General features: G+C 58.6%; 13 protein-coding genes. 8 read left to right on the top strand and 5 right to left on the bottom strand.

Translation table 11 applies throughout. From position 1 onward, the window contains the following. Positions 1–46 precede the first annotated feature (46 nt). Positions 47–805, top strand: coding sequence for a precorrin-6A synthase (deacetylating) (cobF, locus tag PCPL58_RS16265; protein WP_065351067.1), 759 nt, complete (start codon positions 47–49; stop codon positions 803–805). Here the strand turns inward: cobF and PCPL58_RS16260 are convergent. After that, complete coding sequence (locus tag PCPL58_RS16260; RefSeq protein WP_065349915.1) at positions 802–2136, bottom strand: glycosyltransferase; 1335 nt, start codon at positions 2134–2136, stop codon at positions 802–804. The genes cobF and PCPL58_RS16260 overlap by 4 nt on opposite strands. Beyond that, positions 2129–2500, bottom strand: a complete 372-nt coding sequence (locus PCPL58_RS16255; RefSeq protein ID WP_003369350.1) for a response regulator — start codon at positions 2498–2500, stop codon at positions 2129–2131. Before PCPL58_RS16255 ends, PCPL58_RS16260 begins: the two co-directional genes overlap by 8 nt. A gap of 332 nt (positions 2501–2832) precedes the next feature. Here PCPL58_RS16255 and PCPL58_RS16250 point away from each other — a divergent pair, with 332 nt between their 5' ends. From PCPL58_RS16250 to PCPL58_RS16230, 5 genes are all read left to right on the top strand, one after another. Next, positions 2833–6351: a response regulator gene (locus PCPL58_RS16250; RefSeq protein ID WP_065349914.1), complete on the top strand. Its 3519-nt coding sequence runs from the start codon at positions 2833–2835 to the stop codon at positions 6349–6351. 49 nt (positions 6352–6400) lie between these two features. After that, positions 6401–7222, top strand: a complete 822-nt coding sequence (locus tag PCPL58_RS16245; RefSeq protein ID WP_003369355.1) for a CheR family methyltransferase — start codon at positions 6401–6403, stop codon at positions 7220–7222. Beyond that, positions 7219–7833, top strand: coding sequence for a chemotaxis protein CheB (locus tag PCPL58_RS16240; protein ID WP_003369357.1), 615 nt, complete (start codon positions 7219–7221; stop codon positions 7831–7833). Before PCPL58_RS16245 ends, PCPL58_RS16240 begins: the two co-directional genes overlap by 4 nt. Further along, positions 7827–9008: a hybrid sensor histidine kinase/response regulator gene (locus PCPL58_RS16235; RefSeq protein ID WP_003434146.1), complete on the top strand. Its 1182-nt coding sequence runs from the start codon at positions 7827–7829 to the stop codon at positions 9006–9008. Before PCPL58_RS16240 ends, PCPL58_RS16235 begins: the two co-directional genes overlap by 7 nt. Positions 9009–9109: 101 nt before the next feature. Next, on the top strand, positions 9110–9487 hold the full coding sequence (locus tag PCPL58_RS16230; RefSeq protein ID WP_003318062.1) for a response regulator: 378 nt from the start codon (positions 9110–9112) through the stop codon (positions 9485–9487). Positions 9488–9556: 69 nt separating this feature from the next. Here the strand turns inward: PCPL58_RS16230 and PCPL58_RS16225 are convergent, their stop codons facing one another. Together PCPL58_RS16225 and PCPL58_RS16220 are read right to left on the bottom strand one after the other, a co-directional pair. Further along, positions 9557–11581 carry a response regulator gene (locus PCPL58_RS16225; protein WP_065349913.1) on the bottom strand — a complete coding sequence of 675 codons (2025 nt, stop codon included), beginning with the start codon at positions 11579–11581 and terminating at the stop codon, positions 9557–9559. Continuing rightward, a complete protein-coding gene (locus PCPL58_RS16220) occupies positions 11578–13062 on the bottom strand; it encodes an ATPase domain-containing protein (protein ID WP_032609592.1) in 1485 nt (494 codons plus the stop codon). Before PCPL58_RS16220 ends, PCPL58_RS16225 begins: the two co-directional genes overlap by 4 nt. 220 nt (positions 13063–13282) lie before the next feature. Here PCPL58_RS16220 and PCPL58_RS16215 point away from each other — a divergent pair, with 220 nt between their 5' ends. Further along, positions 13283–14095, top strand: coding sequence for a crotonase/enoyl-CoA hydratase family protein (locus tag PCPL58_RS16215; RefSeq protein ID WP_003369367.1), 813 nt, complete (start codon positions 13283–13285; stop codon positions 14093–14095). A gap of 38 nt (positions 14096–14133) precedes the next feature. Next, positions 14134–14970 carry an NAD(+) diphosphatase gene (gene nudC, locus PCPL58_RS16210; RefSeq protein WP_065349912.1) on the top strand — a complete coding sequence of 279 codons (837 nt, stop codon included), beginning with the start codon at positions 14134–14136 and terminating at the stop codon, positions 14968–14970. On the opposite strand, the gene PCPL58_RS16205 is transcribed toward nudC, so the two are convergent. Beyond that, positions 14938–15717, bottom strand: a complete 780-nt coding sequence (locus PCPL58_RS16205; RefSeq protein WP_003434141.1) for a TSUP family transporter — start codon at positions 15715–15717, stop codon at positions 14938–14940. The genes nudC and PCPL58_RS16205 overlap by 33 nt on opposite strands. Between the last annotated feature and the right edge of the window lie 56 nt (positions 15718–15773).

Genomic DNA, 15773 nt, shown 5'->3' with positions numbered 1-15773 from the left:
AAAAATCACCTACGATCAGGCTCCTGCACAGTGGAGGCGTTGCCCGATGAAACAGATCCTGCTGATCGGTATGGGGGCCGGTGATCCCGAGCAGATCACCCTGCAGGCTGTCGCGGCACTGAACCGTGCAGAGGTGATCTTTATCCTCGACAAGGGGTACGTCGACGATCAGTTGCTGAGGCTGCGCAAAGAGCTCTGTCAGCGCTATATCACTCATGAACGCTACCGTCTGGTGCAAGTTCAGGATCCTCGACGTGAAGATGATCCGCAGGCCTACGAGCGCGGCATCGAGGGGTGGCACGAACAGCGCGCAATACTCTTCGAGCGGTTGTTGACCGATGAGCTTGGTGTGGATCAGGTCGGCGCGTTTCTGGTCTGGGGCGACCCGTCGCTCTACGACAGCACAATGCGCATCCTTGATCAGGTCCTGGCGCGGCGCAACGAGGTATTCGAGTATCAGGTGATTCCCGGTATCACCAGCGTCCAGAGCCTGGTCGCGCGGCACCGGATCCCGCTCAATCGCATCGGCGAGTCGATTCTTATCACCACCGGCCGACGCATGGCGCAAGCTCCGCTGGAGCACCTCGGCAACGTCGTGGTGATGCTCGACGCGCACTGCACATTCGAGCGTTATGTGGGGCAGGGGCTGGACATCTATTGGGGCGCGTATCTGGGCACGCCGGACGAGATACTGGTGTCTGGCCGGCTCGATGAGGTCTGCGAGCAAATCAGGCGGCTGCGCAGCGAGGCACGCGAGCGCAAGGGGTGGATCATGGATACCTATTTGCTGCGCAAACCGGCCTAAGCCGGTTTTTCATCCTTGTTGCGATTCTTCGCTTCGATCCACTGCGCCATGTATTTGGTGCTCTTGTGGTGGTGATGCCGCAGCATGGCGCCGGTGAAGTTCGCCAAGCGATGCTCCGCGAGTCCGTTGCGAAGGGTCTCGATGCGCTCGATCAGGGTCGCACAGTGTTGCCGATGCTGGAAGCGCGCTTGCAGTAACGCCTGACCCGCATGTTGCGCTTCAAGCCAGAGGTTCTGCTCCTGATACAGCCTGACCGCAGCGTCAGCGATGTCGGCTGGCTTATCGGCAATGATGCCGGGCCACGGCAGCCCGCCGCTCATGGCTTCCGCACCCACCGGGGTGGTGACTGATGGCGTTCCGCAGAGCATCGCGTCCATCAGCTTGCCTTTGATGCCAGCCCCGAAACGCAATGGCGCGAGGCACACTCGCGCATTGGACATGACCTCCAGCGCATCCTCGGCCCAGTGCTTCACATGAAAGCCCTGAGCGGCGTTGTGCAGCGCCGCGGCCTTGGGTGGCGTATAGGCACCGTAGATGTGCAGCTGGGCTTCGGGCAGTTGTTGACGGATCAGCGGCCAGATAGTGGTTTTCATCCACAGCACCGCATCCCAGTTGGGCGCATGACGGAAGTTGCCGATACTGAGGAAGTGTGCACGCTGTGCAAAAGGCCGGAAGCTGTCGGGCGCGCCGTCGATCATCAGCGGACACCAGTGCAGCAGCGTCTCGGGCAGGCCGAAAGGGCCGCTCAGCAGCGCAATTTCGACATCGGACGTCATCAGGTTGAGGTCGCAGCGATACAACGAAGCGATTTCGCGCTGCGCCAGATCACTGGACGCTATCTGCCGGAAAAGCTGCGGCGCTGAAATGTCCACACAGCCCGGCGCAGCCTCGGGGCAATCGCTGTTCAGCGCGTCCTTCAACAACTGATGGCGGGCGTGGCGCAGGCTCTGGAAATCCGAAGTCTCCAGAATTCGCAGCGCGTCAGGACACTGCTGCTCGACACGCCAGCCGAACTGCTCTTCGATCATGAACTGATCGAAGAGCACCACGTCAGGCTGCAATTCGCTGACAAACACGTCAAAACTGCTGTCGTTGAGCGCAATGTGCACTTCGTGGATGCCCAGGCCGAGCAGATCGGCGCGGTGCTCGCCTTCAGTGGCAGGGCTGGCAAAGGTGATCTGCCAATCCTGCTCCAGAAAGCATTGAATCAATTGCATCATGTGCCCGCTCGCGGCCGAGGAGCGCGGTTCTGGCCACACGTAGCCGATGATCAATAGGCGGGTGCTGACAGGCTTGTCGGTACGGTTGAAGACTGCGTCGATGTCAGTCAAGGCTGTTCCCGAGAATGCTTTTTACCTTGTCACGCAACTGGTCGATGGAGAACGGCTTGCCGATCGAGTGCATGCCTGGCGGCACGTCGATATTTTCGGAGTAACCGCTGGCGAACAGCACCGGCAATTGCGGCCGAAGTTCGATGACCTTTTTGGCCAGTGCGGTGCCCTTCATGTCAGGCAGCCCCTGGTCAGTCATCAACAAGTCGATGTGATTGGAATCGTCTGCAACAAAGGTCAGTGCCGACGTAGCGTCCTCGGCTTCCAGTACCTTGTATTCCAGCTCCTCGAGCACGTCGACAATCAGCATGCGCACAATGGCGTCGTCTTCGACCACGAGAATGGTGCGGGCTGTGTCGGGCATGGTTGACTCCTTAAACCTGAATAATGGCGATGGTGCAGACAGTGTGGAATTTTACGCATCCTTTCCCGTCAACTCAGGGTAACCGAGCGAGGGCCTGTCCGCGGTTGATACAGTCCCTGTATCAGTAAATAAAAACCGGGTGGAAGTTCAATCGAGGCACAAATACCGTAAATCGACAGGGCGGCTCACGGGTTGGCGTCATTAATGAATACAGGCGTGAGCTTATCGCGCATTTATGTGTGAAATTTCAATCCTCTATGTCAGAAATAAGAGTGTTTTTCGTAGGTTTACGGCAAACTCTACGGTTTTGATCCACTCGTCAGGGATATTTCATGAATCGGACGTCTGTTGTCGATGAACAACGCTTTCGAAAATTGCTGGGGCGTAACGTTGGCTTGCCACTGGGCGTCGGTGTATTGAGCGCAGTTTTCTTCATTCTGCTGATCAGTTATCTGCTCACTGCAATACAGTGGGTCGAGCACACTGACCGGGTGATCAACAACACCAACCGCTCAATGAAACTGTCGATAGACATGGAAACCGGCATGCGCGGTTTCCTGCTCACCGGTGATCAGCATTTTCTCGATCCCTATGAAGTCGCCAAGCCGCTGTTGCTCGCCGAGTTGCAGGGGCTGGAGGAACTGGTAGAAGACAACCCCACGCAACTGGATCGGTTCAGGCGTCTGGCCACGTTGCAACAGGAGTGGAATGCGTTCGCCCAGGAGATGATTACGTTGCGGCGCACCAACGCCGATTATCAGACGCCGGTGCTGGCCGGACGTGGCAAGCGAATTACCGATCAGATCCGCACCGAATACGATCAGGCCGTGGAAATGGAGCAGCAACTGCGCCTGACCCGCAATGCGGAAGTCACGCGCAGTACCATTCTTTCCGTCACCCTTTATCTGATATTCGTGGTGATTGTCAGCGCAATTCTGGCCTATATCGGTCGCCGGGATCTGATGTCGCTGTCGAACACTTACAGCGAAAACCTCAGACTGCAGGAAGTCAATGCCGAGCGCCTGCAGAAGGTGGCCTGGCTGCGCAATGGTCAGAGCGAGCTGGCCGAGCAGGTCCTGGGGCAATTGACGCTGAACATGCTGGGCCGGAATATCCTCCAGTTTCTGACCCAACACCTGGGCGCGTCGGTGGCCGCTGTCTACATCCGCCAGGACCACGGCGGCCTCACGCGAGTTGCCTCGTATGGTTTCTCCCGCGAACAGGAGCAGCAGGATCAGACCATTCACAGTGACGAAGGCATTGTGGGGCAGGCAGCCCAGCAGGACCGCATCATTACGCTGGATGAACTGCCGGATAACTACTTCAAGGTCGCCTCCGGCCTGGGCGACGGCTCGCCGCGCAGCGTGGTGGTGGTGCCGACCAGCAATGACGATCAGGTCAACGGCGTGATCGAACTGGGCTTTCTGCGCACCCTGACCGAGCGCGATATCGAGTTTCTTGAGCTGGTGGCGGACAATATCGGTACGTCCATCGAAGCCGCTCGTTATCGCCAGCGTCTGCAGGAGGTGCTGGCCGAGACCCAGCAGCTCAACGAAGAACTGCAGGTGCAGCAGGAAGAACTGCGTACGGCCAACGAAGAGCTGGAGGAGCAATCGCGCATCCTCAAGGAGTCCCAGGTCCATCTGGAGACCCAGCAGGCTGAGCTGGAGCAGACCAACGAGCAACTCGCCGACCAGAGTCAGGCACTGGCCGAGCAGCGCGATGCGCTGGATCGCAACAATGAAGAACTGAATATTGCTCAGGCCGAGTTGCAGGCGCGGGCAGACGAACTGCAGCGCGCCAGCAAGTACAAGTCCGAGTTCCTCGCCAATATGTCCCACGAGCTGCGCACGCCGCTCAACAGCTCACTGATCCTCGCCAAACTGCTGGCGGAGAACCCGGGCGAGAACCTGACCGCCGAACAGGTCAAGTTTGCCGAGTCGATCTATTCGGCGGGCAATGACCTGCTGAATCTGATCAACGACATTCTGGATATTTCCAAGGTCGAGGCCGGCAAGCTGGAAGTGCGCCCGGAAAACAGCAGCGTACCCCGACTGGTCGAAGGTCTGCGGACGCTCTTCCAGCCGCTGGCCGCCGAAAAGAAGCTCGCGTTTACCGTCGACATCCAGGCCGGTGCGCCTACTATGCTGTTCACGGATCGCCAGCGTCTTGAGCAGATCCTCAAGAACCTGCTGTCCAACGCGATCAAGTTCACTGAAGCAGGCTCGGTCAGCATGGTGGTTTCGCGTCATCCGGGCGCGGGTATCGCGTTCATCGTGCGTGATTCGGGCATCGGCATCGCCGAGGAGCACCAGCAGGGCATTTTTGAAGCGTTCCGTCAGGCAGACGGCACCACCAACCGGCGTTATGGCGGTACCGGATTGGGGCTGTCGATTTCGCGTGATCTGGCGGCATTGCTGGGCGGATCGATCAGTGTGACTAGCGCACCGGGGCAGGGCAGTATTTTCAGCCTCGTGCTGCCGGAGCAATACGTCGAACAGGACGGCCGCGAGCCGGACAGCGATCTGCTCATCTCACCAGCGCCTGCTGCGCTGCCGCTGTCTGTGGCTGCGCTTCCGGTCATCCCGCAGCCGGTACCGGCACCCGTGCCGATGGATACGCCGGTGCCGGTATTTGCCGACGACCGGGACAAGGCGCCCTTCGAGCGTCGTTGCATCCTGGTGATCGAAGACGAAGTGCGATTCGCCCAGATTCTCTACGACCTGGCCCACGAGCTGGGCTACGACTGTCTGGTCGCGCATGCTGCTGACGATGGCTTCAACCTGGCGTCCCGCTACACGCCCGATGCCATTCTGCTGGACATGCGCCTGCCGGATCATTCGGGCCTGACCGTGCTGCAGCGTCTCAAGGAACTGGCGCCCACCCGGCACATTCCCGTACACGTGATCTCGGTCGAGGATCGCCAGGAAGCCGCCTTGCACATGGGCGCGATTGGCTACGCGGTCAAGCCGACCACGCGTGAAGAGCTCAAGGACGTGTTCGCCAAGCTGGAAGCCAAGCTGACGCAAAAGGTCAAACGTATCCTTTTGGTCGAAGACGATGCGTTGCAGCGTGACAGCATCGCGCGCCTGATCGGTGATGACGATATTGAAATCACTGCGGTAGGCTTTGCCCAGGAGGCGCTGGACCTGCTGCGCGATCATGTCTATGACTGCATGATCATTGATCTCAAGCTTCCGGACATGCTCGGCAATGAATTGCTCAAGCGCATGTCGATGGAGGACATCTGCGCCTTCCCGCCGGTGATTGTCTATACCGGCCGCAACATGACCCGCGATGAAGAAGCCGAGCTGATGAAGTATTCGCGCTCGATCATTATCAAGGGTGCGCGCTCGCCTGAAAGGCTGCTCGATGAGGTCACGCTGTTCCTGCACAAGGTCGAGTCGCAACTGTCCAACGAACGGCAAAAGATGCTCAAGACCGCACGTAGCCGTGACAAGGTCTTCGAGGCGCGCAAGATCCTCGTGGTCGACGACGATGTGCGCAATATCTTTGCGCTGACCAGCGCCCTTGAACATAAGGGTGCGGTCGTGGAAATCGCCCGCAATGGTCTGGAGGCGATTGCCAGGCTCAATGAGGTGGAAGACATCGATCTGGTCCTGATGGACGTGATGATGCCTGAAATGGATGGTTTTGAAGCGACCATCGAGATCCGCAAGGACCCGCGCTGGCGCAAGCTGCCGATCATCGCCGTCACGGCCAAGGCCATGAAGGATGATCAGGAGCGTTGTCTGCAGGCGGGTTCCAACGATTACCTGGCCAAGCCCATTGATCTGGATCGTCTGTTTTCGCTGATTCGCGTCTGGCTGCCGAAGATGGAGCGTATCTGAATGAGGCTTCAGTGGAGGGGCGTCTGCAATGGCAAGCCCGGGCGGCACCATGCAGCTTGATCGAAGCATGGACATCGAGTTGCGCCTGCTGATCGAGGCGATTTACCTTCAGTACAGCTACGACTTTCGTGACTACTCCGGCGCTTCGGTCAAGCGCCGCGTGATCCATGCGTTGCGCCAGTTCGATTGTGCAACCATCTCCGCGCTGCAGGAACGTGTGATCCACGACCCTGCGGCGTTCATGCAATTGCTGCAGATTCTCACTATCCCGGTCAGTGAGATGTTCCGTGATCCCTCGCACTTCCTGGCAATCCGTAATGAGGTCGTACCGGTGCTGCGTACCTACCCGTCACTCAAGGTATGGATTGCCGGCTGCAGCACGGGCGAGGAGGTCTATTCCACGGCTATTCTGTTGCGTGAAGAGGGGCTGCTGGAGCGAACCATCATTTACGCGACCGATATCAATCCCAGCTCGCTGGAGAAGGCCAAGCAGGGCATCTTTTCCATGGACAGTGTGCGGGCCTACGCCGAGAACTATCGAAAGGCGGGAGGGCAGCGCGATTTTGCCGAGTACTACACGTCCGCCTATGACTACGCGATCTTCGACAAGACGCTGTGCGAGAACGTCACGTTTGCCGATCACAGTCTGGCCACAGATAGTGTATTCTCCGAAACGCAGTTTATTTCGTGTCGTAACGTACTGATTTATTTCAACAAAAAGCTTCAGGATCGAGCGTTCGGGCTGTTTCATGACTCGCTGTGTCATCGTGGTTTTCTGGCGTTGGGCAGCAAGGAGACGCTGGAATTCTCAGCGTACGGGGGCGCTTTCGAGGCGCTGGTGAAACCCGAGCGGATTTACCGGAAATCATGAAAACCACGTTTGGCGATGACGCCTTGAGTCACTCGTTGCCCGTGGTCGATGCCATTGTGGTGGGCGCATCGGCCGGCGGCGTGGAAGCCTTGCTGAAAATATTCAGCGGCCTGCGCAAGGGTTTTGCGTTGCCTATCCTGATGGTTCTGCATTTGCCTGATGACCGGCATAGCCAGTTGGCCAATGTGTTTCAGAACCGTCTGGCGATTCCGGTCAAGGAAGCCGACGACAAGGAGAGCATAGTGCCCGGCACTTTGTATGTTGCGCCAGCGGGCTATCACGTCTCGGTGGAGTCCGACTTTTCCCTGTCGTTGAGTCAGGAGGACAAAGTGTTTTATTCAAGGCCCAGTATCGACATTCTGTTCGGTTCGGCTGCTGATGCCTATGGGTCGCGACTGGCCGGGGTGCTGTTGACCGGTGCCAATAATGACGGTGCGAACGGGTTGCTGCAGATCAAGACGTACGGTGGTTTCACGGTGATTCAGGACCCCTCGCAGGCCCAGGCTTCTACCATGCCTGAAGCTGGCCTGGCGCTGCACTCGCCCGATTACCTCCTTTCCCTGAACGATATTGGCCGCTTGCTGGTCGAGCTGGAACGAACCGCATGTTAAGTGAAATTCAGGCAAAACTGCTTATCGTCGATGATTTGCCGGAAAACCTGCTGGCGCTCGAAGCGTTGATCAAGCGCGGTGATCGAATCGTCTACAAGGCGCTGTCTGCCGATGAGGCGCTGTCACTGCTGCTGCAGCACGAATTCGCCATGGCCATCCTCGACGTGCAGATGCCCGGGATGAACGGCTTCGAACTGGCCGAGATGATGCGCAGCACGGAAAAGACCAAAAGCATTCCAATCGTCTTCGTCAGTGCCGCCGGGCGAGAGCTGAATTACGCCTTCAAGGGTTATGAAAGCGGTGCCGTGGACTTCCTGCACAAGCCGCTGGATATTCACGCGGTGAAGAGCAAGGTCAATGTGTTCGTCGATCTTTACCGGCAGCGCAAGGCCATGAAGATACAGGTCGAGGAACTTGAGCGCAGTCGCCAGGAGCAGGAGGCCTTGCTCAAGCGTCTGCAGTCGACCCAGAGCGAGCTGGAGCATGCGATTCGTATGCGTGATGACTTCATGTCCATCGTCTCTCACGAGGTACGCACGCCGCTCAACGGCCTGATTCTGGAGACCCAGCTGCGCAAGCTGCACCTGGCCAAGGACAACGCAGCGGCGTTTACCATGGAAAAGCTACGCGCCATGGTCGATCGCGATGAGCGGCAGATTCAGAGCCTTATCCGCCTGATCGAAGACATGCTTGATGTATCGAGGATTCGTACCGGCAAGCTGTCGATCAGGCCGAGTCCGTTCGACCTGAGCGAGCTGGTCACTCAACTGCTGGAAAGTTTTGCCGCGCAGATCGCCGCCGCCAATTCTACGATCACCCGGTTCGCCGAGCAGCCGGTAATAGGCGTCTGGGATGAGTTCCGCATTGAGCAGGTGGTTGCCAACCTGTTGACCAACGCGCTGCGCTACGGCGCGCGAAAGCCGATAGAAGTGCATGTGTACAGCAAGGACAGCGAGGCCTTCATTGAAGTGAGGGATCAAGGTATTGGCATTACGGCCGAAAACCAGAAGCGCATCTTTCAGCAGTTCGAGCGGGTGTCGACTAATCACGCTGTTGCCGGGCTGGGTCTTGGGCTGTTCATTTCCGATCAGATCGTCATGGCTCACGGCGGTCGCATCGAAGTGGAGAGTGAAGAGGGCAAGGGTTCGGTGTTTCGTATCTGTCTGCCTCTGTAAGGTCGCCGCCTCCGGCGATAAAGTTTAATCACACGTTGGCGCAACCTCCCACGCGTGCCGTGGTCGTAATGGCAGCTATTTATAAGATCAAAGGCAGTTCAATGAGCGCTGATGCAGAAAACGTCGTACTAATCGTCGAAGACGAGCCCCTGATCCTGATGCTTCTGGCCGATTATCTGTCGGGTGAGGGTTATCGTGTCCTGAAAGCCGAGAACGGCGAGCAGGCTTTCGAGATTCTGGCGACCAAACCCCATCTCGACCTGATGATCACCGATTATCGGCTGCCGGGCGGCGTCTCGGGCGTACAGATTGCCGAGCCTGCGATCATGCTGCGGCCCGAGTTGAAGGTGATTTTCATCAGCGGCTACCCGGCAGAGATACTCGATTCGGGCAGCCCCATCGCGCTGAAGGCGCCTATTCTCGCCAAGCCCTTCACCATGGACACCCTGCACACCCAGATCCAGAAACTACTGGCTTGAGCGGCCTGCCTGCCCGACGAGTGAGCGGGCAATCTGATAAATCTGCGCTGCCTGAAGCCTGAGTCTTGCTCAGGCTTCTATCATTTCCCGTACTTTTGACGTCAGGTGATCGAACGCAAAGGGTTTGGTGATCAATTGCATTCCTGTGTCCAGAAAGCCCCCGCGCACCGCCGCATGTTCTGCATAACCGGTGATGAACAACACCTTGAGTTCCGGCCGCAGTTGCCTCGCGATTTCCGCCAGTTGCCTGCCGTTCATGCCTGGCAGGCCTACATCGCTGATCAATAGATCGATACGCCGTCCGGATTCCAGTATAGGTACTGCGTCCGCTGCCTCGCCAGTCTCGATAAAGGTGTAGCCCAGCTCGCCAAGCACTTCACTGACCAGCGCGCGCACGGCAGGGTCGTCCTCAACGATCAGTACCGTCTCGCCGTTCTCGGCGTAAACGGCATTGCTCTGGAAGCTTTGCTCGGCCTCATCCGCCAGCCCCTGAAAGCGCGGCAGAAACAGTTGTACGGTAGTGCCGACGCCGACTTCGCTCTTGATCAGGACGTGGCCATGCGATTGCTTGCTGAAGCCGTAGATCATCGAAAGACCCAGCCCCGTGCCCTGGCCGATGGGTTTGGTGGTGAAGAACGGGTCGAACGCTCGACTGATGACGGTTTCTGGCATGCCACAGCCATTGTCGCTGACGCTCAGTACGACATAGTCACCCGGCAGCAGGTTCTCATGGGCATTGGTGAAGGATCTGTCCAGTTGCTGGTTGAACGTCTCGACCACCAGCGTGCCGCCGTCAGGCATGGCATCGCGGGCGTTGAGTACCAGATTGAGCAGGGCACTCTCCAACTGATTGGGGTCGGCCTCTGCGGTCCACAGATCGTGTGCCAGGCGCAACTGCAAATGAATGCTCTCGTTAACGCTGCGTTGTAGCAGTTCATCCATGGCGTTGACCAGATGATTCATTTCGACCGGCTTGGAGTCCAGCGACTGACGCCGTGAGAAGGCCAGCAGACGATGGGTCAGGGCGGCGGCGCGGTTTGCCGAGGTGACCCCCAGATCGATCAGGCCGTTCAGGTCCTCGACACGCCCGCGCGCCAGCCGGCGTCTTATCAACTCGAGGCTGCCGATGATCCCTGTCAGCATGTTGTTGAAGTCATGGGCAATCCCGCCGGTCAACTGGCCGACTGCCTCCATTTTCTGTGACTGGCGCAGAATTTCCTCTTTGTGACGTAGCTGCGAGGTTCGCTCTTCAACCTGTTGCTCGAGCGTTTCATTGAGGCGGCGCAATTGCGACTCGGCCTGCTTGCGCTCGGTGATGTCGGATGTCACGCCCGCCAGTGAGCCGACCAGGCCGTTCTTGCCGCGCGTGGCACGGGCGCGCACATCCACCCAGTTGAGTGAGCCGTCCGGCCAGATATTCCGGTATTCGATGATCAGATCGACACCGGTGTCCAGGCTGCGCTGCAACGCCGATTGCATTCGGGGCTGGTCTTCGAAATAAACGGCGGCCAGCCAGTCGTCGTAACCGAAGGTGTTCTGCTCGTCGCGGCCGTAGTGACTTTTGGTGATGTCCGAACAGGTCAGTTTGAGATATTCGGCTTCCAGAACCCATGAGCCCAGCCTGCCGGCCTTCAGGGCATTCTGCAGGCGGCCTTCACTTTCGTGCAGATCCTCCATGCGCGCGCGAGCTTCATACTGGCGTCTACGGCCGCGCACCGCTGTCATCACAAGACTCACCAACGTCACCGGATGGAAAGGGCGTTCGAGAAAGGTCACGTTGCCCAATAGATTACCCATGCGCGCAGAGGGGTTGTGATCAGGTCCGTGGGTCAGCAAGACGATAGGCAAGTCCGACCAGGGCGGCTGACGGCCAAGCAGCTCCAGCAATGGGGTCATATCAGTGTTGCGCAGTGCCTCGTCGGCGATGATCGCCAGACCGGCACCGGCCCCCAGCTCTCTGACCAGTTCGGGCACGCCACAGGCGATCGTAGCGGGGTAACCTGCTTCGTCGAGAATACGCATGGCGATCTGACTATCCCGCCCGCGTGGGGCGAGAATGATCGCGCGCTCTGATAACAGACCTGGGGTACTCACAGGTCGTCATCCTCAAGCAGCGGTTTCTTGTCGCCCATGTACGACGGCACACCGCGCAGTACACCCTGAAAGGCCTCCAGCGGTTCGCCTATTTTCAATCCGCTGGAACTGATGCGGTACTCACGGATTGTGGACTCGTGAGTGCCGGTGCGTTTCTTGATGACCGATATCGCACGGCGTACCTGACCCAATGCTTCAAAGTAACGCAACAGAATCACACTGTCGGCAAGGTAGGTGATGTCTACTGGCGAGCGCATATCGCCGACCAGTCCGTGCTGCGCAACGGTCATGAAGGTCGAGGCGCCCTGGCGATTGAGGTAGAGCAGCAGCTCGTGCATGTGCAGAACCAGCGCGCTTTCTTCAGGCATTGCAGCCTGGTAACCGTTGATACTGTCGATGACAACGGTCTTTATCTGCTTTTTATCGACTGCACGCCGCACACGGTGTGCGAACTCGCCAGGGGACAGCTCTGCGGCGTCGATCTGCTCGACCACCAGATTGCCGGTTTCCTGCAGTGCACGCAGGTCGATCCCCAGCTTGAGCATGCGCTCGAACAGCAGGCCCATTTCCTCATCGAATATGAACAGACCGACGCGCTCGCCGCGTGCGACCGCCTGCACGGCGAAAACCAGCGAGATGAGCGATTTCCCGGTCCCGGCCGGGCCAAGAATCAGGGTGCTGGAGCCACCTTCGATGCCGCCTCCGAGCAGGTTATCCAGCTCCTGGATTCCGCTGCTCAATTGAGTGCGCGAGTAGTTGGAACGGTGTTCGGCGGCTACCAGGCGAGGAAAGACGTGTATGCCATTCTCGGCAATGGTGAAGTCGTGAAAACCACCGCGATACTTCTGGCCGCGGTACTTGACGATTTTGAGACGCCTGCGCTCGGCACCGTAAGTAGGTGTCAGTGCCTCAAGGCGAATCACCCCGTGGGCAACGCTGTGCACGGTCTTGTCGAGTGCCTCGGTGGTCAGGTCATCGAGCAGCAGCACTGTCGCGTTGTAGCGGGTGAAGTAATGCTTGATGGCCAGAATCTGGCGCCTGTAGCGCAACGAACTCTGCGCCAGAAGACGGATTTCCGAGAGGCTGTCGATGACGACGCGAGTAGGTTTGACACGCTCGACCACCTCGAATATCTGCCGCGTCGCCTCACCCAGCTCCAGGTCAGAGGAGTAGAGCAGGCTTTGATGATGATCCGCATCGAGCAGGCTTTCAGGCGGTGTCAGTTCAAAGATATTGATATGTTCGTCGAGCTGCCATCCGTGCGAGGCTGCACCCGAGCGCAACTCGCTTTCAGTCTCGGACAAAGTGATATACAACGAGATTTCGCCCGCTGCCGCCCCGGCCTGCAGAAAATGCAGCGCCACGGTTGTCTTGCCGGTTCCGGGTTCTCCCTCAAGGAGAAACACATGACTGCGTGAAAGACCTCCTGCAAGGATGTCATCCAGGCCTTCAATGCCGGTTGCCGCTTTTGACGTATTCAAGTATCGCCCTCTGATAACCGTACAGGTTTTGTTAATGCCTCATTACTGGACCGTCAGGTACTGCGACCGTTCCCCCTATTTGAGGGGAACGTCCATATCCAATATAGCCGGGCGGGTAGTTTTCGGGTCCTGCAAATGTCACTTCAGTCCGGTTACGATGTGTCTGTTGCAGTTGTTATAGTCCTGCGCCTGAACACCCACCTGCTTGAGGGATCACGTCGTGACCGATTATCAAAGTTTCCGGGTCGAGCTGGGCGACAGCGTTGCTCACGTACAAATCAACCGGCCTGAAAAACTCAACGCGATGAACGAGTCGTTCTGGACGGAGATAATCGACATCTTCGACTGGATAGAGCGTACCGACGAGGTGCGCGTTGTGGTGCTCAGCGGTGCAGGCAAGCACTTTTCGTCCGGCATCGACCTGGCATTGCTGGCTTCGGTCGCCAGCCAGTTGGGTAAGGACGCAGGGCGCAATGCACGTCTGTTGCGGCGCAAGATCCGCGACATGCAAGCCTCGTTCACGGCCGTGGACAATTGCCGCAAACCGGTTCTCGCCGCCATTCAAGGCTACTGCCTGGGCGGTGCCATCGACCTGATTTCTGCGTGTGACATGCGATATGCGGCGGCTGACGCGCAGTTCGCCATTCGCGAGATCGACATGGGCATGGCCGCCGATGTCGGCACGCTGCAACGCCTGCCGAGGATCATCGGTGATGGTGTGCTGCGCGAACTGGCCTACACCGGGCGTAGCGTCGGCGCTGAAGAGGCGCAACGGATCGGGTTGGTCAATCGCACCTTCGAGGACACTGAAGGTCTTTTGCAGGGTGTTCTGGCGGTGGCTCGGGAAATAGCCGGCAAATCGCCCATCGCCATCGAAGGCACCAAGCAAATGATCAGCTACATGCGCGATCACAGAGTGGAAGACGGCCTCGAACACGTTGCCATCTGGAACGCAGCCATGCTGCAATCACCTGACCTGAAGCTGGCGATGGCTGCGCAGATGAGCAAGCAGAAGCCGGTCTTCGATAATTGATACATGACAAGGCTCGATTCTGAGCGAAGGAGTTTCTAATGTCGCGCCCGGAGCGTTGGACAACTGCAGTTCTGGATGTCGAGGCCCCTGGCGGTTTGGCTGTGGTTCAGGGTGATCAGGGTTTTTTGCTGGATGCCAATGGGGTGATGTTCCCCAGAGGCTGGCTGAACGGGCTGGACCTGCCGGTGCAGAGCGAGCACGGCATAGGCTATTTCGAGGGTGAGCCTGTCTACCTTCTGGTGCTCGAACGCTCGGTTGCCGTCGAGGGCTGCGCCTGGCAAGGCTTGCGTCAATTCATGCTGGAAGGCGACTTCGCTGTTTTCCAGATGCTCGGCTACGCCGCGCAAGTCAGCACATGGGCCAGGGAACACCGTTTCTGCGGTGCCTGCGGTCGTGCGACGGTGCAGATTCGCGGCGAACGTGCGATGTTCTGCGAGCATGACAACCTGCGGCTGTACCCGCGTATTTCGCCCAGCATGATTGTGCTGGTCACCCGCGGCGATGAAATCCTGCTGGCGCGCTCACCGCGGTTCGTCACCGGTATGTACAGCGCACTGGCCGGGTTCGTGGAGCCGGGTGAATCTGCCGAAGACTGCGTGCATCGCGAGGTGATGGAAGAGGTGCAGGTGCGCATCAAGAACCTGAAGTACCGCGGCAGCCAGTGCTGGCCGTTCCCGCACTCGATGATGCTCGGGTTCCATGCCGAATACGAAAGCGGTGAAATCGTGCCCCAGGCAGAAGAGATTGAAGACGCATGCTGGTTTCATGTCGATGACCTGCCGCCGTTGCCGGCCAATCGGTCGATTGCCCGCTACCTGATCGAGGCGTATCTGGCCGAGCGCTCAGGCGCCCCCGAACCAGTGTTGCCAGGCTAGGCGCACGGTCAGGCCCAGAACCACGGTGATGAACACCGGGCGGATGAATTTGGCACCGCCCTTGATCGCGGTGCCTGCACCGAAGTAGGCACCGAGCATCACCGCAAGGCCCATGCTCAGGCCGATGATGTAATCCACCTGGCCGGAAAACATGAATACCGAGAGCGCCACGGCATTGCTGACGAAGTTCATGCTGCGCGCCACGCCGCTGGCCTTGACCAGATCAACCGGGTAGAGCAGCAGGGTGCTGACTGTCCAGAACGCGCCGGTACCCGGTCCGGCAACACCGTCGTAGAAACCCAGGCTCACTCCCTGGGGAAGCTGCCATTTCCTTTTGATCGGTGCGTTGCTGTCCAGAGGGGCCTTGGGCGTGCCGCCAAACAACAAATACAGTCCGCAACCGAACACGATCACCGGCAACATCTGGTTCAGCCATTCGGCTGGCAGGTAATGGGCAATCACAGCGCCTAGCGCGGCACCGATCGCAGTGCCGACCACGGCATGCAGCCATTGGCGCGGATCGAACAGTTTGCGACGGTAGAAGGTGAAGCTGGCCGTCGCTGAACCAAAGGTCGAACTGAGCTTGTTGGTGCCCAGCACCAGATGCGGCGGCAGGCCGGCGGTCATCAGCGCCGGGGTGGTCAGCAGTCCGCCGCCACCGGCGATGGCGTCTATGAATCCCGCTATGAAAGCAACCACGGCAAGAATGGCGAGGGTGGTCAGGTCGACGCTGAGTTCAAAGGGCATGGTGGCAGGGGCTTATGGCGAGGACGGCAAGGGGGCAGAATGGCTGCCCGAACGTG

Source organism: Pseudomonas cerasi, from assembly GCF_900074915.1.
Lineage (GTDB): Bacteria > Pseudomonadota > Gammaproteobacteria > Pseudomonadales > Pseudomonadaceae > Aquipseudomonas > Aquipseudomonas cerasi.
This window is presented reverse-complemented; position numbering and strand designations above follow the sequence as displayed.